Annotated in this window: 32 protein-coding genes; 7 read left to right on the forward strand and 25 right to left on the reverse strand. The window is 46.7% G+C overall.

Going from position 1 to position 22,247, the window contains the following annotated elements:
* Window positions 1-310 precede the first annotated feature (310 nt).
* On the forward strand, window positions 311-1,063 hold the full coding sequence (locus ACQ661_RS10565; RefSeq protein ID WP_431668305.1) for a hypothetical protein: 753 nt from the start codon (window positions 311-313) through the stop codon (window positions 1,061-1,063).
* Between the two features lie 116 nt (window positions 1,064-1,179).
* Here the strand turns inward: ACQ661_RS10565 and rplQ are convergent, their stop codons facing one another.
* The 17 genes from rplQ to rplN form a co-directional block, all read right to left on the reverse strand.
* The gene (gene rplQ, locus ACQ661_RS10570; protein WP_110076608.1) at window positions 1,180-1,581 is read right to left on the reverse strand and encodes a 50S ribosomal protein L17; all 402 of its coding nucleotides are present in this window, start codon (window positions 1,579-1,581) and stop codon (window positions 1,180-1,182) included.
* Between the two features lie 39 nt (window positions 1,582-1,620).
* The gene (locus tag ACQ661_RS10575; RefSeq protein WP_110076607.1) at window positions 1,621-2,610 is read right to left on the reverse strand and encodes a DNA-directed RNA polymerase subunit alpha; all 990 of its coding nucleotides are present in this window, start codon (window positions 2,608-2,610) and stop codon (window positions 1,621-1,623) included.
* Between the two features lie 25 nt (window positions 2,611-2,635).
* Entirely contained in the window at window positions 2,636-3,256 is a 621-nt protein-coding gene (rpsD, locus tag ACQ661_RS10580; RefSeq protein ID WP_110076606.1) for a 30S ribosomal protein S4, read from the reverse strand.
* Window positions 3,257-3,286: 30 nt separating this feature from the next.
* Complete coding sequence (gene rpsK / locus ACQ661_RS10585) at window positions 3,287-3,676, reverse strand: 30S ribosomal protein S11 (RefSeq protein ID WP_026861007.1); 390 nt, start codon at window positions 3,674-3,676, stop codon at window positions 3,287-3,289.
* An 11-nt stretch (window positions 3,677-3,687) separates the two neighbouring features.
* A complete protein-coding gene (rpsM, locus tag ACQ661_RS10590; RefSeq protein ID WP_110076605.1) occupies window positions 3,688-4,044 on the reverse strand; it encodes a 30S ribosomal protein S13 in 357 nt (118 codons plus the stop codon).
* A gap of 133 nt (window positions 4,045-4,177) precedes the next feature.
* Window positions 4,178-4,291 (reverse strand): 50S ribosomal protein L36, encoded by a 114-nt coding sequence (gene rpmJ, locus ACQ661_RS10595; protein ID WP_055439830.1) that lies wholly within the window; start codon window positions 4,289-4,291, stop codon window positions 4,178-4,180.
* 25 nt (window positions 4,292-4,316) lie between these two features.
* Window positions 4,317-5,645, reverse strand: coding sequence for a preprotein translocase subunit SecY (gene secY / locus ACQ661_RS10600; RefSeq protein WP_153826364.1), 1,329 nt, complete (start codon window positions 5,643-5,645; stop codon window positions 4,317-4,319).
* A 5-nt stretch (window positions 5,646-5,650) separates the two neighbouring features.
* Window positions 5,651-6,085 carry a 50S ribosomal protein L15 gene (gene rplO / locus ACQ661_RS10605; RefSeq protein WP_110076603.1) on the reverse strand — a complete coding sequence of 145 codons (435 nt, stop codon included), beginning with the start codon at window positions 6,083-6,085 and terminating at the stop codon, window positions 5,651-5,653.
* A gap of 3 nt (window positions 6,086-6,088) precedes the next feature.
* Window positions 6,089-6,271, reverse strand: coding sequence for a 50S ribosomal protein L30 (gene rpmD / locus ACQ661_RS10610; protein WP_110076602.1), 183 nt, complete (start codon window positions 6,269-6,271; stop codon window positions 6,089-6,091).
* Between the two features lie 6 nt (window positions 6,272-6,277).
* Window positions 6,278-6,784 carry a 30S ribosomal protein S5 gene (gene rpsE, locus ACQ661_RS10615; RefSeq protein WP_110076601.1) on the reverse strand — a complete coding sequence of 169 codons (507 nt, stop codon included), beginning with the start codon at window positions 6,782-6,784 and terminating at the stop codon, window positions 6,278-6,280.
* Window positions 6,785-6,793: 9 nt separating this feature from the next.
* Window positions 6,794-7,147, reverse strand: a complete 354-nt coding sequence (rplR, locus tag ACQ661_RS10620) for a 50S ribosomal protein L18 (RefSeq protein ID WP_110076600.1) — start codon at window positions 7,145-7,147, stop codon at window positions 6,794-6,796.
* 9 nt (window positions 7,148-7,156) lie between these two features.
* Window positions 7,157-7,690 (reverse strand): 50S ribosomal protein L6, encoded by a 534-nt coding sequence (gene rplF / locus ACQ661_RS10625; RefSeq protein WP_110076599.1) that lies wholly within the window; start codon window positions 7,688-7,690, stop codon window positions 7,157-7,159.
* Window positions 7,691-7,704: 14 nt separating this feature from the next.
* Window positions 7,705-8,097, reverse strand: coding sequence for a 30S ribosomal protein S8 (gene rpsH, locus ACQ661_RS10630; RefSeq protein WP_110076598.1), 393 nt, complete (start codon window positions 8,095-8,097; stop codon window positions 7,705-7,707).
* A 26-nt stretch (window positions 8,098-8,123) separates the two neighbouring features.
* A complete protein-coding gene (gene rpsN, locus ACQ661_RS10635) occupies window positions 8,124-8,429 on the reverse strand; it encodes a 30S ribosomal protein S14 (protein WP_110076597.1) in 306 nt (101 codons plus the stop codon).
* Between the two features lie 11 nt (window positions 8,430-8,440).
* Window positions 8,441-8,980 (reverse strand): 50S ribosomal protein L5, encoded by a 540-nt coding sequence (gene rplE / locus ACQ661_RS10640; RefSeq protein ID WP_153826363.1) that lies wholly within the window; start codon window positions 8,978-8,980, stop codon window positions 8,441-8,443.
* Window positions 8,981-9,001: 21 nt separating this feature from the next.
* Window positions 9,002-9,316 (reverse strand): 50S ribosomal protein L24, encoded by a 315-nt coding sequence (rplX, locus tag ACQ661_RS10645; RefSeq protein WP_110076595.1) that lies wholly within the window; start codon window positions 9,314-9,316, stop codon window positions 9,002-9,004.
* Between the two features lie 10 nt (window positions 9,317-9,326).
* Window positions 9,327-9,695, reverse strand: a complete 369-nt coding sequence (rplN, locus tag ACQ661_RS10650; protein ID WP_092593899.1) for a 50S ribosomal protein L14 — start codon at window positions 9,693-9,695, stop codon at window positions 9,327-9,329.
* Between the two features lie 467 nt (window positions 9,696-10,162).
* Here rplN and ACQ661_RS10655 point away from each other — a divergent pair, with 467 nt between their 5' ends.
* Genes ACQ661_RS10655 through ACQ661_RS10680 form a run of 6 tightly spaced genes read left to right on the forward strand, consistent with a single transcriptional unit; the run spans window position 10,163 to window position 15,938 of the window.
* Window positions 10,163-12,952 (forward strand): monovalent cation/H+ antiporter subunit A, encoded by a 2,790-nt coding sequence (locus ACQ661_RS10655; protein WP_431668306.1) that lies wholly within the window; start codon window positions 10,163-10,165, stop codon window positions 12,950-12,952.
* The gene (locus ACQ661_RS10660) at window positions 12,953-13,297 is read left to right on the forward strand and encodes a Na+/H+ antiporter subunit C (protein ID WP_110076593.1); all 345 of its coding nucleotides are present in this window, start codon (window positions 12,953-12,955) and stop codon (window positions 13,295-13,297) included.
* The gene (locus ACQ661_RS10665) at window positions 13,297-14,820 is read left to right on the forward strand and encodes a monovalent cation/H+ antiporter subunit D (RefSeq protein ID WP_110076592.1); all 1,524 of its coding nucleotides are present in this window, start codon (window positions 13,297-13,299) and stop codon (window positions 14,818-14,820) included. The genes ACQ661_RS10660 and ACQ661_RS10665 overlap by 1 nt, the downstream gene beginning before the upstream one ends.
* Window positions 14,810-15,301, forward strand: coding sequence for a Na+/H+ antiporter subunit E (locus ACQ661_RS10670; RefSeq protein ID WP_153826361.1), 492 nt, complete (start codon window positions 14,810-14,812; stop codon window positions 15,299-15,301). Before ACQ661_RS10665 ends, ACQ661_RS10670 begins: the two co-directional genes overlap by 11 nt.
* Window positions 15,295-15,564: a K+/H+ antiporter subunit F gene (locus ACQ661_RS10675; RefSeq protein WP_110076590.1), complete on the forward strand. Its 270-nt coding sequence runs from the start codon at window positions 15,295-15,297 to the stop codon at window positions 15,562-15,564. Before ACQ661_RS10670 ends, ACQ661_RS10675 begins: the two co-directional genes overlap by 7 nt.
* An 11-nt stretch (window positions 15,565-15,575) precedes the next feature.
* Complete coding sequence (locus ACQ661_RS10680; RefSeq protein ID WP_110076589.1) at window positions 15,576-15,938, forward strand: Na+/H+ antiporter subunit G; 363 nt, start codon at window positions 15,576-15,578, stop codon at window positions 15,936-15,938.
* Here the strand turns inward: ACQ661_RS10680 and ACQ661_RS10685 are convergent.
* The 8 genes from ACQ661_RS10685 to cpaB are packed head-to-tail and all read right to left on the reverse strand — an operon-like array spanning window position 15,935 to window position 22,247.
* Window positions 15,935-16,624, reverse strand: a complete 690-nt coding sequence (locus ACQ661_RS10685; RefSeq protein ID WP_153826360.1) for a hypothetical protein — start codon at window positions 16,622-16,624, stop codon at window positions 15,935-15,937. The two genes, ACQ661_RS10680 and ACQ661_RS10685, sit on opposite strands and share 4 nt — an antisense overlap.
* A 7-nt stretch (window positions 16,625-16,631) precedes the next feature.
* Window positions 16,632-17,132: a hypothetical protein gene (locus tag ACQ661_RS10690; protein WP_110076587.1), complete on the reverse strand. Its 501-nt coding sequence runs from the start codon at window positions 17,130-17,132 to the stop codon at window positions 16,632-16,634.
* Window positions 17,125-17,487: a DUF192 domain-containing protein gene (locus ACQ661_RS10695; protein ID WP_153826359.1), complete on the reverse strand. Its 363-nt coding sequence runs from the start codon at window positions 17,485-17,487 to the stop codon at window positions 17,125-17,127. Before ACQ661_RS10695 ends, ACQ661_RS10690 begins: the two co-directional genes overlap by 8 nt.
* A 6-nt stretch (window positions 17,488-17,493) precedes the next feature.
* Window positions 17,494-18,285: a type II secretion system F family protein gene (locus tag ACQ661_RS10700; protein WP_110076585.1), complete on the reverse strand. Its 792-nt coding sequence runs from the start codon at window positions 18,283-18,285 to the stop codon at window positions 17,494-17,496.
* Window positions 18,269-19,129, reverse strand: a complete 861-nt coding sequence (locus tag ACQ661_RS10705) for a type II secretion system F family protein (RefSeq protein WP_153826358.1) — start codon at window positions 19,127-19,129, stop codon at window positions 18,269-18,271. Before ACQ661_RS10705 ends, ACQ661_RS10700 begins: the two co-directional genes overlap by 17 nt.
* Entirely contained in the window at window positions 19,114-20,310 is a 1,197-nt protein-coding gene (locus ACQ661_RS10710) for a CpaF family protein (protein WP_153826357.1), read from the reverse strand. The genes ACQ661_RS10705 and ACQ661_RS10710 overlap by 16 nt, the downstream gene beginning before the upstream one ends.
* Window positions 20,294-21,493, reverse strand: a complete 1,200-nt coding sequence (locus ACQ661_RS10715; RefSeq protein WP_153826356.1) for a type II and III secretion system protein family protein — start codon at window positions 21,491-21,493, stop codon at window positions 20,294-20,296. Before ACQ661_RS10715 ends, ACQ661_RS10710 begins: the two co-directional genes overlap by 17 nt.
* A complete protein-coding gene (gene cpaB / locus ACQ661_RS10720) occupies window positions 21,477-22,247 on the reverse strand; it encodes a Flp pilus assembly protein CpaB (protein ID WP_110076581.1) in 771 nt (256 codons plus the stop codon). The genes ACQ661_RS10715 and cpaB overlap by 17 nt, the downstream gene beginning before the upstream one ends.

Raw genomic sequence — 22,247 nt, forward strand, 5'->3', positions numbered from 1 at the left:
TACTGAGTTGAACCTTGGTTGATTTCCTACTCGTTATTTGGCGGTTTAACCCTGCCGCTAACTTCTCGGTGACAACGGCGGCGAATTATAAGGATCATATTCAAAGGCGCAAGATCTTTTTTCACTTTTTTGTTTGATCGCTTTTTTTTTAATCACAATGAACGAATTTTATCTATTTATTGTCTATAAACAGTGCTAATGTCTTTGCATAAGCATAAAAACAATAATATTCAGTACTTACATTAAGTACCAATAACAACGGGGTGTGTGCGTGAAAGTTAGTTGCCTATCTATAGCATTAACGAGTTTGATGCTTGCTGCTACAGTTCATCCGACTGTGGCACAGGAGATCAAACCAACCGAACAGCAATTAGTTGCTGGTAAAGATCTAGATCAACAACGGTTGGTAGAAACTTACTCAAGAATGTATCGCTACTATGAACGCCGCAATTTTAACTCCCAACGTTCGGTTCGAATATTATTAAGCAATTACCCGCAACATGTAACTCCTATCTTGGCAGCTGCGTTCGACCGTTATCCTATGCATTACCGGCACATCATGCGCGCTGCAATTCATGCCGAACCAGCCTTCACTAGTGAAATCGTTAGTATTGCGCTGCAACAACAAATAGCTGATCCCGCTGATATCGTAAAAATTGCAGTCGAGGCCGAGCCAAGTTATGCGGACACTATTGTTAACTTAGCGAGCGATAACTCCCCTAGCGCGATTCACGAACTCGTTAAAGTTGCTGTTTTGGTCGAGCCTGCTACCGCTGATACTATTCTCCGTGGTACCAATGTAGAAGACCTGACCCGCTTTGAATTAGTACTGCGTTCATTATTAGATGCAGTACCTACCTTAACTCAGTATCTAAGCCAAACCGTAGCTGACCTTATTGCTGGTGATTCAGCTCAAGAAGAAGTAACTGATTACAGCGAGAGCCAGGAACGAGCACGGGCAGTAGCTTTATTAAGATCTGCACACCGTGCAGGTATTCCGCAAGGAGATCTCGAATTGATTGCTACCAGATACAACATCGCAGAAACCGAGTATCTCGATTAACCGTTAACTTTAGTGTTTTTTCGGAAATAACCTTAGCAAAAAGCAAACCATAAAATACGAAAAAGCCGAGATGCATAACATCTCGGCTTTTTGTTTAAGTGCTGTATAAACAGAACTTATTCTTCTACTGCAACTTCTTCAGCTTCAGTAGCATCTACTTCTGGACGGTCAACTAATTCAACGTAAGCCATTGGTGCGTTGTCGCCAGCGCGGAAGCCACACTTCAAAATACGAGTGTAACCACCAGCGCGTTCTTGATAACGCGGGCCTAATTCGTTAAACAGCTTGCCAACAACTTCTTGATCGCGAGTGCGAGCAAAAGCCAAACGGCGATTTGCAACGCTATCTTGCTTCGCTAATGTGATTAGCGGCTCAATTACACGACGCAATTCTTTTGCTTTAGGCAAAGTGGTTTTAATCACTTCGTGACGAACCAAAGAGCTTGCCATATTGCTGAACATCGCTTTGCGATGGCTGCTGTTGCGGTTGAGTTGACGACCACTCTTACGATGGCGCATACCTATACCCTTCTCAGTAATTCTCTGTAAAAGATGAACTTAGTCGCGATCAACCAAGCTTGCCGGCGGCCAGTTCTCTAGGCGCATGCCTAAAGACAAACCACGTGATGCAAGCACGTCTTTGATCTCGGTGAGCGATTTTTTACCCAAGTTAGGAGTTTTCAACAACTCAACTTCGGTGCGCTGCACTAAGTCACCAATGTACTGAATAGCTTCTGCTTTTAAACAGTTCGCAGAACGCACAGTTAATTCCAAATCGTCTACTGGACGTAGGAGAATCGGATCGAATTCCGGTTTCTCTTCTTTCTCAACAGGCTCGCTAACATCGCGTAATTCAACAAATGCTTCTAGCTGTTGCGCTAGAATTGTTGCTGCACGACGAATCGCTTCTTCTGGATCCAATGTACCATTGGTTTCCATGTCGATAACCAGTTTATCCAAGTCGGTACGCTGCTCAACACGTGCTGAATCAACACTGTAAGCAATACGTTCAACTGGACTGAAAGATGCATCTACTAATAGACGACCGATTGGACGCTCTTCATCGTCAGCAGACTGACGTGCCGAAGCTGGAACGTAACCACGACCACGCTCAACTTTGATCGACATTTCGATCTCAGTGTCACCAGTTAAGGTGCAGATCAGGTGATCAGGGTTAACGATCTGGACATCACCATCATGGGTGATATCACCAGCCTTGACAGGGCCCGCTCCAGATTTTTTCAAGGTCAGAATCGCTTCATCTTTACTTTCCATGACGATTGCTAAACCTTTAAGGTTCAACAAGATCTCGATGATGTCTTCCTGAACGCCCTCTTTAGCACTGTACTCATGTTGTACACCAGCAATTTCTACTTCAGTCACTGCACAACCTGGCATTGACGAAAGTAAAATGCGGCGTAGAGCATTACCCAGCGTGTGGCCGAAACCACGCTCAAGAGGCTCCAACGTCACCTTCGCGTGAGTCGGGCTGATTTGTTCAATATCGACTAGCCTTGGTTTTAGGAATTCGGTAACAGAACCCTGCATTGTGTCCTCTCTTTATACTTAAGCTTTACTTAGAGTAAAGCTCTACGATCAACTGTTCGTTAATTTCAGCAGACAAATCAGAACGCTCTGGAAGACGTTTGAACTGACCTTCCAATTTGCTGTTGTCTACTTCCAACCACACTGGCTTCTCACGTTGTTCAGCAAGTTCCAATGCAGCTGCGATGCGCGCCTGCTTCTTCGCTTTTTCGCGAACTGACACAACATCTTCCGGACGTACTTTAAACGACGGAATGTTGACTACCTGTCCGTTCACTACTACTGCTTTATGGCTTACCAACTGGCGCGCTTCAGCACGAGTTGACGCGAAGCCCATACGGTACACCACGTTATCAAGGCGTTGCTCAAGCAATTGCAGCAGGTTCTCACCAGTGTTGCCCTTAATACGGGCAGCTTCTTTGTAATAGTTACGGAATTGCTTTTCTAATACACCGTACATACGACGTACTTTTTGCTTTTCACGTAACTGTAAACCGTAATCAGACAAACGACCGCGACGAGCGCCGTGCTGACCCGGTGCGCTTTCGAGCTTACATTTCGTATCGATTGCGCGAACGCCGCTTTTCAGGAACAAATCTGTTCCTTCACGACGACTCAGTTTGAGTTTTGGACCCAAATATCTAGCCATGTTCTTTCTCCAACTATCGTATGGCGCCTATTAAACGCGACGTTTCTTAGGCGGACGACAACCGTTGTGAGGAATAGGAGTCACATCAGTAATATTAGTGATGCGATAACCTACAGCGTTCAACGCACGAATCGATGATTCGCGGCCAGGACCTGGGCCCTTAACGAACACTTCAAGGTTTTTCAAACCATATTCCTTTGCCATTTCACCTGCACGCTCAGCTGCAACTTGCGCTGCAAAAGGGGTAGATTTACGTGAACCACGGAAACCTGAGCCACCTGCTGTCGCCCATGACAGGGCATTACCCTGACGATCGGTGATAGTCACAATGGTGTTATTGAAAGATGCATGGATGTGGGCCATGCCATCAGCGACTTGTTTTTTAACGCGCTTACGAGTACGAGTTGGTTGTTTAGCCATTTCTCAACTCCCTACTTCTTAATTGGTTTACGCGGACCTTTACGGGTGCGCGCATTAGTTTTAGTGCGCTGTCCACGTAGAGGCAAGCCACGACGATGACGTAGACCACGGAAACAACCGAGATCCATCAAGCGTTTGATATTCATTGAAACTTCACGGCGAAGATCGCCTTCAACAGTGTATTTTGCTACTGCGTCACGAAGCTCATCTAATTTTTCTTCTGACAAAGAGCCGATTTTGGCATTTTCTTCCATACCGATCGAAGCCAAGATAGCTTTCGAGCGAGTACGGCCGATACCGTAAATCGCAGTAAGGGCAATTACTGCATGCTTATTGTCAGGAACGTTAATGCCAGCGATACGGGCCACTAACACGTCTCCTTTAGTTTATATGGGTCTTACCAGTTGAAAAGCCCGTTAGGATACTCAACCAGACGCCAATTTGCAAACATCTAAAAGCCGCAGCCAAAAATAATTTTTGACTGCGGTCTTCTTCTTCGAATTAACCTTGCCGCTGCTTATGCTTAGGGTCACTGCAAATTACTCGCACAACACCGTTGCGCTTGATAACTTTACAGTTACGGCAGATTTTCTTCACGGAAGCACGAACTTTCATTGCTACACTCCGTAATTATCCAATCTTAACGACCGAAGCCTTTAAGATTAGCTTTCTTCAGGACAGAATCATATTGATGAGACATCAAATGAGTTTGTACCTGCGCCATAAAATCCATGATAACCACGACGATAATCAATAGAGACGTTCCACCAAAATAGAATTGAACGTTCCACGCAATCATCATGAACTCAGGAACCAAACAGACAAAGGTAATGTACAACGCACCTGCAAGGGTCAAACGGGTCATTACTTTATCAATGTATCGTGAGGTTTGCTCACCTGGACGAATACCAGGAATGAACGCACCAGACTTCTTCAAGTTATCTGCTGTCTCGCGAGGGTTGAACACCAACGCAGTATAGAAGAAACAGAAGAATATAATTGCCGCAGCATAAAGCATTACGTAAAGAGGCTGACCTGGCGATAACGTCAGAGACAACTCTGTTAAGAAGTTTGCTACCGCACCTTCACCTTGGCCAAACCAAGTTGCGATGGTACCTGGGAACAAAATAATGCTTGATGCAAAAATCGGCGGAATAACACCAGCCATGTTAACTTTCAATGGCAAATGTGTACTCTGCGCAGCAAAAACCTTACGGCCTTGCTGACGTTTTGCGTAGTTTACCACAATTCTTCGCTGTCCGCGCTCTACGAAAACAACAAAATAGGTAACTGCAACTACAATAACGCCAATCAGCAATAACAGTAATAAAGGTAAATCACCTTGACGCGCTTGTTCTGCCGTCTGCCCAATGGCTGACGGTAGGCCCGCGACAATACCGGTGAAGATCAGAATAGAGATACCGTTACCAATCCCACGCTCAGTAATTTGCTCACCTAACCACATTAAGAACATGGTACCGGTGACTAAACTTACTACAGCAGTGAAGTAAAACCCGAAACTTGGATCAATAACTAATCCAGGCATCAGGCTTGGTAAGCCTGTAGCTATACCAATGGATTGGACCGTTGCGAGAATTAAAGTTCCCCAACGGGTATATTGGCTGATCTTACGCCGTCCAGCCTCACCTTCTTTTTTCAATTCAGCTAACCGCGGATGAATAACCGACGCTAACTGCATGATAATCGAAGCCGAGATGTACGGCATAATACCAAGTGCAAAAATCGAAGCACGCTCGAGAGCACCACCAGAGAACATGTTAAACATGGCTACGATGGTGTCTCGTTGCTGATCGAATAATTGCGCCAACACAGCGGCATCTATACCAGGAATCGGCACGAAGGAGCCCGCACGGAACACGATTAACGCGCCGATAACAAACAGCAGTCGACGTTTAAGTTCCGACGTGCCACCTTGAGCTCTGTTAGATTCCAATCCTGGTTTAGCCATGTGCCCTATCCTTCGATTTTGCCGCCAGCAGCTTCAATAGCTTCGCGGGCGCCTTTGGTGACCTTGATGCCTTGTACAGTAACTGCACGGTTTATTTCGCCAGACTTAATAACTTTAACGTTAAGAATGTCTTTACGAATTAAACCAGCTTCTTTTAAAGCTGCAACAGTTACGGTATCACCAGCAACTTTAGCGATCTCTGCCAGGTTAACTTCTGCAGTCACGAATGACTTACGTGAAGTAAAACCAAACTTTGGCAAACGACGTTGGATTGGCATTTGGCCACCCTCGAAACCTGGCTTGATAGAGCCACCAGAACGAGAAGTTTGACCTTTATGACCACGTCCACCAGTTTTACCAAGGCCTGAGCCGATACCACGGCCGAGACGCTTCTTGCTAGTTTTCGCACCAGGTGCAGGGGAGATAGTATTCAGAAACATGTCTTAGTCCTCCACCTTTACCATGTAATAAACTTGGTTCACCATGCCACGTACAGCTGGAGTATCTTCCAGCTCTACAGTGTGACCAATACGGCGTAGACCAAGACCACGTAGAGTAGCTTTATGCTTCGGTAAACGACCGATAGAGCTACGCGTCTGCGTTACTTTAATTGTCTTATTCGCCATTGTTCACTACCCCAAAATGTCGTCAACGCGCAATCCACGCTTCGCCGCAACTTGCTCCGGCGATTTCATGTTGTGCAATGCCTTGATAGTGGCACGAACAACGTTGATTGGGTTGGTTGAACCGTATGCTTTTGAAAGCACGTTGTGTACACCGGCTACTTCGAGTACCGCACGCATTGCACCACCGGCAATGATACCTGTACCTTCAGAAGCTGGTTGCATAAATACTTGTGAACCTGAATGACGGCCTTTAACTGGGTGTTGTAAGGTATCACCTTTCAACTGCACGGTTACCATGTTGCGGCGCGCTTTTTCCATTGCCTTTTGAATAGCAGCTGGAACTTCACGTGCTTTACCATAACCGAAACCCACTTTACCTTGACCATCACCAACCACAGTCAGTGCAGTAAAGCTAAAGATACGACCACCTTTAACAACTTTAGCTACACGGTTTACTGTGATCAGCTTTTCTTGCAGGTCACTTTGTTGAGCTTCTACATTTGCATTTGCCATGTTCGTCTCCTAGAACTGAAGTCCAGCTTCACGAGCGGCGTCAGCTAATGCTGCTACACGACCGTGATAACGGAAACCACTGCGATCAAAAGCGACGTTCTTAACGCCTTTTTCAATCGCCCGTTCAGCGATCAGCTTACCCACTGCTTTAGCTGCATCTACGTTACCAGTTGCTTTCAACTCGTCACGTAAAGCTTTTTCAACAGTAGAGGCTGCTGCCAGTACTTCAGAACCGTTCGATGCGATTAGCTGAGCGTAAATGTGCCGTGGTGTACGGTGAACGACCAGGCGGTTTGCACCCAACTCTTGCATTTTCTTACGAGGGCGCGTTGCGCGACGTAAGCGAGCTGTTTTCTTGTCCATCGTTTTACCTTACTTTTTCTTGGCTTCTTTACGGCGCACTTGCTCATCGGCATAACGAACACCTTTACCTTTGTATGGCTCAGGCTTACGGTATGCGCGAATGTTAGCTGCTACTTGACCAACTAACTGCTTGTCTACACCTTTAACGACTATCTCAGTTTGTGCTGGGACTTCGATGGTGATTCCTTGTGGAATCTCGAACTCTACAGGATGAGAGAAGCCCAGAGATAAGTTAAGTTTGCTACCGGCAGTATTTGCACGGTAACCAACACCTACCAACTGTAACTTACGCTCAAAACCTTGCGCAACACCAACCACCATGTTTTGCAGTAACGCGCGTGCTGTACCCGCTTGTGCAGTAGCGTTAGCTACGCCTTCACGAGCAATAGTACGTAAAGTGTTGTCTTCAACAACAACTTCAACTGCGTCGTTTACCACACGGCTCAATGAGCCTTTGGCACCTTTAATTGTCACTTCCTGGCCATTTAGCGTAACTTCAACGCCAGCAGGAATGGCAATAGGTGCTTTAGCAACTCGTGACATTTCCTAACTCCTCGTTAAGCTACGTAACCGATAACTTCACCGCCAAGACCCGCTTTGCGAGCGGCACGGTCGGTCATCAGGCCTTTAGAAGTAGAGACTACTGCGACACCTAAACCACCCATTACTTTAGGTAGTTCGTTGCGTTTCTTATAGATACGCAAACCAGGGCGACTTACGCGCTCGATTGATTCGATAACAGGCTTACCTTCAAAGTACTTCAAAGTAATTTCTAGTTCAGTCTTAACTTCACCAGATACATTGAAATCCGCGATATAACCTTCTTCTTTCAGAACTTGGGCAATAGCCACTTTCTGTTTAGAAGCAGGCATGCGCACGGCGACTTTGTTAGCACCCTGAGCGTTGCGGATGCGAGTGAACATATCCGCAATTGGATCTTGCATGCTCATATTTGCTTTCTCCCGTGACTCGTGGCTTACCAGCTAGCTTTTTTCAAGCCAGGAATTTCACCGCGCATCGCTTTCTCACGTACTTTAATACGGCTCATGCCGAATTTACGTAGGAAACCGTGTGGGCGGCCCGTTACGCGACAGCGGTTACGCTGACGGGTTGGGCTCGAATCACGAGGAAGGCTTTGCAATTTAAGCACGGCTTCCCAACGCTCTTCGTCCGACGTCGCCGGATCGCTGATCACATGTTTAAGTGCGATGCGTTTTTCTGCGTATTTAGCTGCTAGCTTTTGACGCTTCAGCTCACGCATTTTCATTGACTCTTTTGCCATAACTCTACACCTTACTTCTTGAACGGGAAGTTAAAGGCAGCGAGCAAAGCGCGAGCTTCGTCATCAGTGCCTGCAGTAGTGGTGATAGTGATATCCAAACCACGAACCTTATCAACTTTATCAAAGTCGATTTCAGGGAAAATGATTTGTTCACGTACGCCCATACTGTAATTTCCACGACCATCGAAAGATTTCGGGTTCAAACCACGGAAATCACGAACACGAGGAATTGCAATAGAGATTAAACGCTCTAAGAAATCCCACATGCGCTCGCCACGCAGAGTCACTTTACAGCCAATCGGGTAGCCTTCACGGATTTTGAAGCCAGCGACAGATTTACGAGCAACAGTACGTACAGGACGTTGACCAGAAATAGCTTCTAGGTCGCTTACTGCGTTGTCGAGAATCTTTTTGTCTGCCAGAGCTTCACCCACACCCATATTGAGTGTGATTTTTTCAATCCGAGGGACTTGCATGACGCTGTTGTAGCCGAACTGTTTAACCAGTTCAGGAACTACTGATTCTTTGTAAAAATCATGCAGTTTCGCCATCGTAAAACTCCAAATTTAAAATTAAATGATTGCGTTGTTAGACTTGAAGAAACGAACTTTTTTGCCGTCTTCAACTTTAAAACCAACACGATCTGCTTTACCAGTCTCTGGGTTATATACCGCTACGTTAGAAACGTGAACAGGGGCTTCCTGCTCAATAATGCCGCCAGCAACGCCAAGAGCCGGATTTGGCTTCTGGTGTTTCTTAACGATATTAACGCCTTCAACGAATACACGATTTGAACCGGTATCGACTTTCAGCACTTTACCGCGCTTACCTTTGTCTTTACCTGCCAGGACTACTACTTCGTCATCACGTTTAATTTTTGCCGCCATAACTGACTCCTTACAGTACTTCTGGTGCCAGAGAGATAATCTTCATGAATTGCTCAGAGCGTAATTCACGAGTCACTGGTCCAAAGATACGAGTGCCAATCGGTTGTTTGTTGTTGTTCAACAAAACAGCCGCGTTGCGGTCAAAACGGATGACTGACCCGTCTTGACGACGGACGCCTTTCTTGGTGCGAACGACCACCGCATTCACAACATCACCTTTCTTCACTTTACCGCGAGGAATCGCTTCTTTAACAGAAACTTTGATGATATCGCCAATGTTTGCATACCGGCGGTGCGAGCCACCCAGAACCTTAATACATTGTACGCTGCGGGCGCCCGAGTTATCGGCCACTTCCAGTGTAGTTTGCATTTGGATCATTGCAGTGCTCCGCTTGATTAATAAAACAGACTCTCTCGAGCCACTGTTTTTACCCTAATGTACCTTAATTCTCAATTTGAGAAATAAAGACTTTCCCCCATAAAAAGGGCGGCGAATTGTAACAGATAAAATTCGTATATGGTAGTGCGATATGAGAAATAATTAATGGGGATAAGATCTCGGGTCATCTAAGAGATCGAAGCGCTATTAACAGATAGCGTGACCAGTGCGAGCAAAACCATCAACTTGGCTTTTGTTTTCTCACAATGGTGAGTAGTTTAACCCATCCTGAATATTTTTTCATCAAAATAGCTCTGCTTATTTATGAGTTCAAAGCACTCATTTAACAACCGAAAGCGCGGCATCGCTGATAGTTTAGCTGTTGGCAAGGCTACTACTCTAGTGGTAAATTCAATCTCAATAACGCAATACGACAGATAAAATTCAGTCACTTGGATAAGGTACTTATGACTTTAGCAGCTATTGTTTTACTGCCGTTTATTGGGGCATCGATTCCCCTAATGTTGCGCGAGCGTGGGCGCGCTAGCATAAGCTTAGCCAGCGCTTCAGTCACCCTTGTGGCATTAGTATTGCTAGCTACATTAGCCGTGCAGACCTTGAACGGAGCTGTACCCTCATTCTTTCTAAGCTGGTTACCAAACATTGGTTTAGACTTTTCCTTACGTTTAGATGGCCTCTCGTTACTGTTTGCGACACTAATCCTTGGTATCGGGCTATTAATCATCATTTATGCCCATTACTACCTCAGCGCTAAAGATGACAGCGCCAAATTCTTTGCCAGCCTGATGCTATTTATGGGCTCGATGCTTGGCATTGTGACAGCCAATAACCTGATCCTACTTTGGTTATTTTGGGAGCTAACTAGCATTTCATCGTTTTTATTGATTGGCTTTTGGTCGCATCAAAGCACTGCCCGACGTGGTGCACGCATGGCCTTAGCTATTACTGGCGGCGGTGGCCTCGCGTTACTCGCCGGGATTTTACTGATTGGCAACATTGCCGGTAGTTACGAACTCGATCAAGTGATTGCCGCTGGTGATCAAATTCGTGCTCATAGCCTGTACCCTCCGGCGCTACTTTTGGTGTTGCTAGGGGCCTTTACTAAATCAGCACAGTTTCCGTTCCAGTTTTGGTTGCCGCATGCAATGGCAGCGCCAACCCCAGTGAGTGCCTACTTACACTCAGCAACAATGGTCAAAGCAGGTATCTTTTTACTAGCCCGTTTATTCCCGGTACTAGGTAGTACTCACGAATGGTTTACCATAGTTACCTTAACTGGTCTTGCTACCATGTTGTTCGGGGCCTACTTCGCCCTCTTCAAGTCGGACTTGAAAGGGCTATTAGCTTTTTCCACGATCAGCCATCTCGGTTTAATTACGATGCTACTGGGACTAGGCACCAGCGGAGCGATTTTTGCTGCTTTATTCCATATTTTAAATCATGCCACCTTTAAAGCCGGCCTGTTTATGATTGCTGGCATCATTGACCATGAAACTGGCACTCGTGACATGCGTAAACTAAGCGGCTTAAGAAAGTTTATGCCGGTGACCATGGTATTGGCGATAATCACTTCCGCGGCAATGGCTGGGGTACCGCTGTTTAACGGGTTTTTATCGAAAGAACTCATGTTTATGGAGAGCTATGAGCAGCAATTGTTTGGCGCATTGTCCTGGTTTGTACCCGTGTTAGTTACCCTGGGTGCGATGTTATCAGTCGCCTATTCGATTCGGTTTGTACATGACGTCTTTTTTGATGGTGAGCCAGTAAAACTCACCGTTACTCCACACGAGCCGCCGTTAATGATGCGGGTACCGGTTATTATTTTAGCAGCCTTGTGTGTGTTGGTTGGGTTGCTACCCATGTTATTTGTTCCCAACTTTTTACAGCCCGCAGTAGATTTACTCGCACCGAGCCCACTCACCATAAAAATAGCTCTGTGGCACGGTTTTAACATACCGTTACTCATGAGTGTGCTAGCACTGGTAGGTGGAGCCGCAATCTACATTCAACGGGCTGAACTCTTTAGTTTTAACCGACAATTTGATCATCGCGATGCCAAAGAAACCTTTGCCTATATCGTCAGTAGCGTTACTGCGTTTTCGGATCGCCTGATACAACGAATTGAAACTGGGTCGCTGCAAAGGTACATGGCCGCACTGCTATTACTCTGTATTCTTTTCGTTATCCCAGAATTAGCTAAGATAGATGCATTAACTGGTACCCGAGCACAATTACCGATTGACTCCGTAAGCTTAGTGGGGGCAATCATTATCATCCTTACAGCGATTGGTACCGCAGCCTTTCATCATATGCGCTTGACCTCGCTGATGATGTTATCGGTGGTAGGCTTGATGGTGTCCTTGGTATTTATTCACTTTTCAGCTCCTGATTTAGCTATGACCCAACTGGTAGTAGAAGTGGTTAGTATCATTTTGATGATTTTAGCCCTCTTCTTCATGCCTCAAAAAACGCCTAAAGCATCTAGCGGGCGTCGTGTAGCGCGGGATGTTTTATTAGCTGGCTTTATTGGTGGGATTGTCGGTACGCTTAATTACGCGCTACTGACACGACCTCTCTCGTCCATTTCAGACTTCTTCTTAGTTAATGCCAAACCCGGTGGCGGCGGTACTAACGTGGTGAATGTCATTCTGGTCGACTTCCGGGGTTTTGATACCCTCGGTGAAATTACCGTGTTAGCCATAGCAGCTGCTGGCATTCACAAGCTACTCAATAACCTGCGGCCCTTTATGCCATCGAGTGACATTGATGGGCGTCCATGGCATCGGGTCAAACATCCCTTATTAGTGCAGACAGTCGCACAAGCCTTATTACCCTTAGCTCTGATGGTATCTGCTTATATTTTCCTGCGCGGTCATAACTTACCTGGTGGTGGCTTTATCGCGGGTTTGATTACTTCTGCAGCGATGATTTTGCAGTACATGGCGAATGGTGTGGACTGGGTAAAACATCGATTTGATTATAATTACCAAACCTTAGCCTCAGTTGGGGTGATGATTGCCCTATTCACCGGCATTGGCAGTTGGTTCTTCGGTGCTAACTTCCTCACCTCGTGGTTTACCTACTTAGATTGGCCGGTTGTCGGCAAGTTTGAAATCGCCACGGCCATTCTTTTCGATCTCGGCGTCTACCTAACTGTTATCGGTGCGACCTTGATGATTCTTGCTAATTTCGGACAAATGACAACCAGACACAGACCACGTCAGGAGGGTAACTAAATGGAAGCACTGTATGCAATTACCGTAGGCATGCTCACGGCTTGCAGCGTCTATTTAATCTTACGTGGCCGCTCTTTTCCGATCGTAATAGGTATCACCATGCTGTCCTATGCGGTTAACTTATTTCTATTTTCGACTGGACGCTTAGTGATAAACCAAATTCCTATTATCGGTGCAGCGGATCAATACACAGACCCGCTTCCACAAGCTTTGGTGTTAACCGCCATAGTGATAGGTTTTGCAATGACCGCCTACTCCATTATTTTGGCGGTAAGGGTTCGTGGTGAATGGGGTTCTGATGAAGTAAATGACACTAGCCCCAACGATGGGGAGGGCAATCGCTAATGCTTGTTTCTGCTCATTTAGTTATTTTGCCAATCATACTGCCCATGCTGGCGGCGTTACTGCAATTATTGCCATGGGGAGCCCAACCTCAGCGTTATCGGCGCGCCATCGGTATTCTAGCCTCGATGCTAGCCGTATTACTGTCAATTCAACTGCTAATTGCAGTTGACCAAGGGCCGCTGGTCTATGCTCTAGGCAATTGGCAGGCACCGTTTGGCATTGTCTTAGTGGCTGACAAATTATCAGCATTAATGATCTTACTGACGAATTTATTGGCGTTACCGGTATTGATCTACTCCTGCTATGGCGAAGATAACCTAGGCTCGCACTTTCAAGCGTTGTTTCAATTTCAATTACTAGGAATCATTGGGGCATTCTTGACGGGCGACTTATTTAACTTGTTCGTATTTTTTGAAGTTCTGCTGATCTCTAGTTATGCCTTATTAATGCATGGTGGCGGCAAGTTGAAGCTTCGTGCAACCTTACATTATGTGTTGTTGAATTTAGCCGGGTCAGCAGTTTTCCTGATTAGCCTTGGGGTTCTGTATGGTATTACCGGTACCCTAAACATGGCTGATATGGCTAATAAAGTTGCGCTTCTGACTGGTGATGACGCCACTATTGCCCGAGCTGGAGGCATGTTATTACTGGTTGTGTTTGGCTTGAAAGCGGCTCTGTTACCGCTCTATTTTTGGCTACCCCAAGCCTATGCCACCACAACGGGTGCAGTTGCAGCTCTGTTTGCGATTATGACCAAAGTGGGCGTGTACTCAATTATCCGAGTCTTTACCCTAATCTTTGGCGTCGATGCGGGTGCTGCTAGCCTACTCGGCTATGATTGGCTCTGGTGGCTAGGTTTAGCCACGCTGGGCATAGGTGCCATTGGAGTTTTAGGTAGTCGCGACCTACGTGCCGTGATTGCTTATCTGGTAGTAATCTCTATCGGTACCATGCTCACCACATTCAGCATGAACAGTGAACGAGCCATTAGCGCAGTCATGTTCTATATGCTGCATTCGACCCTCATCACTGGCGCACTCTTTTTACTCACGGATGTGGTGGCGGAGCAGCGCGGAAAAACCGCTTCCCGTATTGTGAAAGGGCGCAAGATGGCGCAGCACGGTACGCTCGGGATGATGTTCTTTATTGCGGCTATAGCCGTTATAGGAATGCCGCCATTCTCAGGTTTTATTGGTAAGCTATTTATTCTTGAAGCCGCACGCACAGGTGCCCAAGTTGCGCTATTGTGGCCGTTAGTACTTGGCAGTACCTTCTTGATGATGATTGCACTTTCACGCGCGGGTAGCAGAATGTTTTGGCATACTTTGGATGGCAAACCTGGTGAGGTTCGCCACCCGACCGGGCAATTAACTGCAATAACGCTGTTGCTAGCCACTATTGTTGGGTTAACGATTTTTGCCAACCCGGTTAGCAGTTATACCCAAGCTATAGCGAACGATTTAGTTCATCCCAGTGCATATAAAAATGCAGTACTAGGAACGGGAGTTAGCGATGTTAAATAAAATCTTTCCGGCCCCTAGACTATCCCTATTTCTATTGGTCTTTTGGTTACTATTACAGAACTCCATCTCATCAGGATTAGTGGTTTTAGGTGCGGTACTTGCGCTCTTGATTCCGCTTTATACCCACCGAGGGCGAGACTTTGCCACTAAAATTCATCGGCCGCTGAAAGCCGTTGAGTATTTTCTAGTGCTGTTAGTGGACATTATTCTTTCTAATTTTAATATCGCCGCAATCATCTTGCTGCCACGCCGACGGATACAGCCGGCGCTTTTTGAATACCCACTTGAGATAACTGGCGAGGTCCCTATTACCGTACTCGCCAGTACCATTAGCTTGACCCCTGGCACCATCACCGCCGAGATTCGTCGTGATGGACGGGCCTTGCTCATTCATGCGCTCAACGTAGCTGATCACGAAGCTATGATTCAGCAAATAAAAACTCGCTACGAAATGCGCCTCAAGGAGATTTTCAAATGCTAACTATTGCTGTTCAAATAGCTTTTGCGCTCTTTTGTTTAGCATTATTGCTAAACGTGTGGAGATTATTTCACGGCCCAGATCTAGCCGACCGCATTCTAGCCTTAGATACCATCTACATTAATTCTCTGGCGCTTTTGATTTTGTTAGGGATTTGGCATCACACCACGGCTTATTTTGAAGCAGCCCTGCTGATTGCCATGTTGGGCTTTATTGGTACGGTAGCGGCAGCGAAGTTCCTGCTGCGTGGCGACATTATTGAATAACGAGGTAGACAATGGAAACGCTTCCAGCATGGGCTGAATGGCTAGCTTCAGCTTTAATTCTTATCGGCGCTATCTTTGGCCTCATTGGTTCTGTTGGATTAGTTCGCTTGCCCGATTTTATGGCACGATTACATGCTCCAACAAAAAACACCACACTGGGCGTCGGTGGTGTTATTTTGGGTTCAATCGTCTATTTCAGCGCCAGCCAACAAGGGCTATCACTACATGAGCTTTTAATTGCCATATTTTTATTTTTAACGGCACCTATCAGTGCTCACCTACTCGCAAAAGCTGGCTTGCACTTAGAGCTGAAGCGAGTGAGTCGTACGCGTGACTACCGTGATCGCCCAGAACAGTATTCAGACCGAGATTAATCAATACAGCCGCTCGCACTTTGCAAACAAGCTGCGAGCCGCTCGTACTGAGCGTTGATGGTTGCATAAGCGGTGGCAAAATCGCGTCCATCCTCCAAGTATAAAAAATCAAGATGAAGCTGCCCTAATACTTCCAGTTGAGTTCCCCTAAGAGTATCGGTTGTAAGTGACTGACCACTCACCTTGGTTAGCACGTCAAGTTGCTGCGACCTGATCTCACTCACATTGCGCAGGTGATGTCCCTGCATATCAATATCCACATCAATGGTCTGCAAATACTCACCATGACGTAAAAGCTTCTGCCCGGCGAAACTGACTTGTTGCGGTGGAATAAGTGTCACTTGAATCGCATCCTCATGAATAAATTCTGCTGTATCGCCTAATCCTGCCGATAATGCATCTAACTGCGATGCACTTAGCCCCACCAGCCGCACGACAAAGCTATCACCTTGACGAAAGCCCTGAATCGTTTGCGCTGGCATCGGCAAACCATAATGTAGCGCAACATCATCCAGACCTTCAGGCCAAAACACGTGCTCGTTATAATAGGCCCAAACCGCTTCTTGCCAATGCCACCACTGGCCATGCCAATAACGCACTTGCGCTAGTGATGATTGCGGCGGTGGTTGCTTTAACACATAAGCGCTACCTGCTAGCACCATAAGAACGGCGATAACAGGTAACATCAGCCCCCTAATATGATGGTTTTTCATCGTGCTGCTCAGCTATGGGGGACTCTACTCGGTGCAAGGCTAAAAGCTGTTGCATTAACATCTCGTATTCATAGCGCTGAGCTTGGTTATTGCGAGCACCAAAAGAGGTCGGCATGCCCAAATACGCATGTCCTGCTAGCAGCAGCTCGGTTGCCTGCCGTAATCTGATAGCAGCTAAGTTCTTCCAAATATCTGGCTGCTGGGGATTGTTTGCTAAACAAAATTGATACGCCTCATAAGCAGCATCATAACGATGTACGCGGTAGTTAACATGACCAATATCACACCATACTTGGCCTTGTTCCGGATAGGCATCAAGGACTTGACGCCACAGCCCCTCAGCAAAATGCAGGTCGCCCTGACGATAGGCTGTTTGTGCGGCATAAAGAGCCGGCTCTAATTGCAACTCCAATTCTCGGCTTTGTGTGGTTTGGCACCCCATAAGTAACAGCGCCAGCACCAGCATTGAAATCCTATTCATAGCAGAGTTCCTTCTGTTCAAACGTAAGTGATTGCCCCAACCAGTGCTCAAATGGCCAAGGACTGCCGGCTCCACACTCAATAATCGAATCGGCCCCAGCGATACGCAGCACTCGCGCGGGCTGCACATTTCGATGAACCGCTACGATGCGCAGCTGACTGTCTAGTCCAATAATGTCAATGGCGAAGCGCATGCCCCAGGTATGGATAGATCTGCAGCGCGGAAACCAAAATGCTCGCTGGTGGCTGGTGGCGCGTAGATAGAGCATCCCCACTAACCGCTGGGGAAAATATTTCATAACTCGCACATCGCGCCAGAGGCAGCGCTGTTGTATATAGAAACGTCCTTGTTGCATGTGTTTTCACTCCAATGAAAAACCAATAAAAACGGGGCCTAAGATGAGCAAAAAAGTAACTGGAAAAAAGCAGGTCAGAAGTGGGAACAACAACTTAACACTCACCTCTTGGGCTCGCTTTTCGGCAGCTAATAACTCTTGCTCACGACATTGTTGTGCTTGTTTCTGCAGGGTATCGGCTAACGAAGAACCAGTAATTTTGGCCTGCTTAATAGCATTGGCAAATAATTCTACCAAACGGTGTGGCACCCGCTCATAGAGTTCATCTAAAGCATCAGTTAACCCCATCCCCGCTTGCTGTTGACGATTAATCCTTGCTAACTCTTTGAGACTGGCTGAGCTACCTGGAATATCATGTAAGGCATGTAGCGAAGCACTTAAAGATAGCCCCGAGTGAAGCAACATGGAGGTGATTTCTAGTGCACTCGGCCAGTGCTCAATGACTTGCTGGAGATACTCTCGGCGTTGTTGTAACTGATAGATCTGCGCGAACACACACAACAGTACTAATCCTACTTTGACATAGGTGGGAATAGGTAGGGTACAGCCAACACAAACCCCAACGACAGCGAGTAATCTAAGTAGCAACCATTGCTCGGCAGTGACACTTTGTACGCTTAATCGTACCTGTTTGCCTATGTACTTAACTGCCCACTGCGGTAACCTCAGCAAGAGTAAATGAGTCCAACGCAATAGCAGCGGACTGCTCAGCGCCAGATAGGCTAAACCTACCACTAAGGCCCCAGCAATAGCGCCTAACAGAATTAATCCTAACCATAGTTCAAGCTCGAACGACACGTCGATTCCCCATGATCTTTTTGACGATCATATTGCCGATGAACATCAAAATAGCGCAGCCAATGAGCATGGCCTGGCCGGTACCAGTTTCAGTTAGCAAGGCCGTATTACCTGGCTCAACTTTGCGTAAAATAAAGAACAATCCAATAGGTAAGAACAACATCACCTTACCTTGCAACCGCGCTTGTGCTGATAGGCTCAGCAACCGCTCACGTGCATACGCCTGTTGTTGTAGCGATGTCGCCAAACGCTGCATCACCGCAACTTGCTGGGCGCCGTGTTTTAATCCTAGCTGTACTGTGGTTACCCACTGCATCATAGAATCGGTTGGTACACGTCGATAAAAATCATTTAATGAATCAGCCAAACTGTCACCCGTGCGACTACGGCGGACCAATAATTGCACCTCGTAGCGCAGGGGGATCGGCAACTGCAGTACACTAGCCTCAATTGCTGCCATAAAGCTCAGACCCGCCGCACTGCCATTGGCAATGAGTAAAATAAAATCAGGTAATTGCTTATCAATAATTTTGCGGCGTTTGGTCAGCAAATAATTCTTCAACGCAGGCAACCCTAGAATAAGCACCACCACACTTATCAATGCCGCTTGCACTGAAACAGCTAAGGCGACCACCATAAACAGCACTACACTTGCCATAAGAATACGCATCCAAAGCTGAGCAACAGGCATAAAGATCAGAAAGTCCGCCAGCGATTGCTCAGTGGTCTGATTTATCTGTGCCCCCCATTTGTTCACATAATGAGGGACCACCATAGCTAAGGTGACAACCAGGCAAAAGAGCGTGAGTCCTAAGACACTAACAAGTACTAGAGGGTCTGACATGGGCTATACCATTCAGACGGAATCCCAGTGGCTTGCAACTGATCTTGGCTACGCTCAAAGACCTTGGTTAGCTGAATAGTGTTAGTATCCATCCCTGAAATTTCACAAATAGCACTAACAAACCGTTGCCCGGTGCTCGAACGTACAATCTGTACAATCACGTCAATGGCCGATGCCACTTGTTGACGTACCGCTTGCATAGGCATATCAAAGCCAGCCATCAGCACCATCACTTCAAGGCGTTGCAACGCCTCCCGCGGGTTGTTAGCGTGCAAAGTAGTAAGCGATCCCTCGTGTCCCGTGTTCATCGCTTGCAGCATATCTATCGCTTCGGCTCCACGACACTCACCAATAATGATTCTATCTGGACGCATGCGAAGCGCGTTCACTAACAGATCACGAATACTTATCTGGCCTTTACCCTCCGCATTTGCGGGACGCGCCTCTAACGCAATTAAATTTCGATGAGCTAGCTTAAGCTCTGCCGCATCTTCAATGGTTACAATGCGTTGGCCTGCATCAATATTCATAGATAAGGAGTTAAGTAAGGTCGTTTTACCAGTACCTGTACCACCAGAAATAAGCATATTTTTGCGCGCTATTACCGCTGCCTTGAGGTAGTCCTTTGCCGCCTCTGAGATAGATCCTGATTGCGCCAGCTCAGCTAAACTCAATTGCTTGGCCAAAAACTTACGGATGGTTAAACAACTTCCATGGATGGCTAACGGCCCTAACACCGCATTGACTCGAGAGCCATCAGGTAAACGTGCATCAACCATCGGCTGAGCACTATCAATGCGGCGCCCCAATGGGAGCACAATACGATCAATTACGCGTAATAATTCTTCCTCCGAATTAAATTTGTGCTCCACCTCTTCTAGCACCCCTCCACGTTCAACAAAAATAGTCTGATAATCATTAACCATTACTTCTGAAATACTACTATCCGCCAACAACTTAGAAATAGGGCCAAAGCCAACACAGCTATCGACTATACTTGGTAAGGCAGAGCGCCATTGTTGTTGCTGCTGCCGCGAATAAATACTCAAATGATCTTCCAAAACATGCAGTGCATGCTCTTTGAGCTGCTCAAAGGGCATCCGCTCTATCTCAATAGAACTGCGTTGCAAGGCAGTTTTTAAGTAATCCGCTAAGCCTTTTTCATTAATAGTATCCATCATGAAGTCCTATGCATCCTGCTTGTTGTTGAAAATCTCGAATCCACTGTGCTGACTGCTCTATCCGCCGCTCTTGTTGTTGTAAATCACCACGCATGTGAGCAGTAACTATCACCACCAGTTCGGTTTCGGCGTTACGAAACTGCTGTGACGAAAATAACCCACCAAGAATCGGAACCTCATGCAACCATGGAAACTGATCAGCTTGCTGCGATTGTTCGTGATTAATTAAGCCCGATAGCACGATCGGCGCCCCCGGTTCACCAACCACTTGCGAGGTAACTTTGCGGGTTAGAATACCGGGCACACCATTAACCATAGTGGCAGAGTCGATGGTGCTAATTTCAGCATGAACGGCAGTCTCAATGTCGCCGTTTGGCATCACCAGAGGTGCCATTTTCAGGCTCACACCATATTCACGAAATTGCACATCTTGCTGCCCATCGGCAAGGACCTGCGGTATCGGAAACTCACCACCTACAAGTACTTCTGCTTCACCACCGCTACGGGCGACTAACTTGGGTTCGGCTAGAATTTTGGCGTGTCCATCACGTTCCAGCAGGTCGATACTTGAAGCCATTTCAACCGGCATAGAGATAATTCTTGCCGCCGTACTTGATAGCGTGGGTCCAGCTAATTGCTGCGGCCAACGCACTCCTAAATGACGAGCATACTGGCGTTTTACTTCGGCTATACGCACATGGAGTTCGACCATAGGTAGTGAGGCTTCAGGAAGGTAACTCACCCGATTAACTAAATTGGGATACTGTTTAGCGAATTCAGTCACGGTCGCCTCAGCATCGCTATCAAGTTGGCCAGTCAGAAACCCTACCCCTGCTTGCTCAGTAAATTGCAATTGAGGAAAGCGCTGCAACAACCAGGCGATATCCGTAACAATGCGAGGTGATGGTGCTGCTTTCACTTCAATTTGATAGCGCTGATGACTGCCGTTTGCCGCGACCACAATAATCTCCGTGCTCCCCTCAGCTTGTGCATTAATCACCAGTTGTGTAGTACCAATTAAGCGGACTTTGGCAACAGCTTCATTACCAATGATGACATCCGTGGCTTGTGCCAACTTGAGCACTTCCATAGCACCAGGCTGTAGCTCAATTTTGCTGGTGTTAGCAAAGCTAGGCAACGCTAGTAAGAGGAGCAATCCAAACACACTAAAACGAAAACTCATGCTGCCTTCCTTGGCCGTTTGATGAAAATGAAAAAACTTGTGGAACAATCTTTTTACTTAGTTGCTGATACTCAAATTGTGGATGCTCTAACCAAACTTCAAAACTCCCGGCGCGCATCTGTTCAAACTGCAATGCCTGTGCTTGTGTCATCGCAAAAGTGACTGTGCTTGGCATGTACTGCCCGGCTTCGCTCATCATTAAGTGCGGCTCACTGATGTTATCTAACGCAATGACCTCAATTTTTGGTAACAACACTTCCGTCATCTTATCGGTGTCACCAAGGACACTCATGAGTGTGACTTTATCGCCAATAGTTAACAGCCCGCTGTGCAATTGTTCCGGCGAAATTCCCACAGTTATCGCATAATACCCGGCAGCCAAAGTATCCGAAAAATAGCCCGAATAATCTGGAGCGATAGCATAAGGAGTTAACGGCTCTCCACGCTCAATAAATTTGGTGGTCGTAAGCCCTGCAATTAATCCAGCATCTTTGGGGCGCAACCAATCTTCCTGCACATAGGCCGATGGATAGCTGCGAATAACCATGGACATAGGATCTAAGGTTGAGCCAATTTCTAGGTCGATAGAACTCACTAGAATCTCTACCAGATCTTCCTGTTCTTGTTGTTGAACCACCTGATTTTGCTCCGCAATATAGCGCTCTACCAATTGGTAACTAGCTAAGGCTAAGAGCACACTTACGATTGCCATAACGGCTAACTTGGCACGCCAGCCAAGCGCGATTTTTGCCAT

Origin of the sequence: Pseudidiomarina sp. WS423 (genome assembly GCF_050750165.1) — a bacterium.
Taxonomy (GTDB): domain Bacteria; phylum Pseudomonadota; class Gammaproteobacteria; order Enterobacterales; family Alteromonadaceae; genus Pseudidiomarina; species Pseudidiomarina fusca.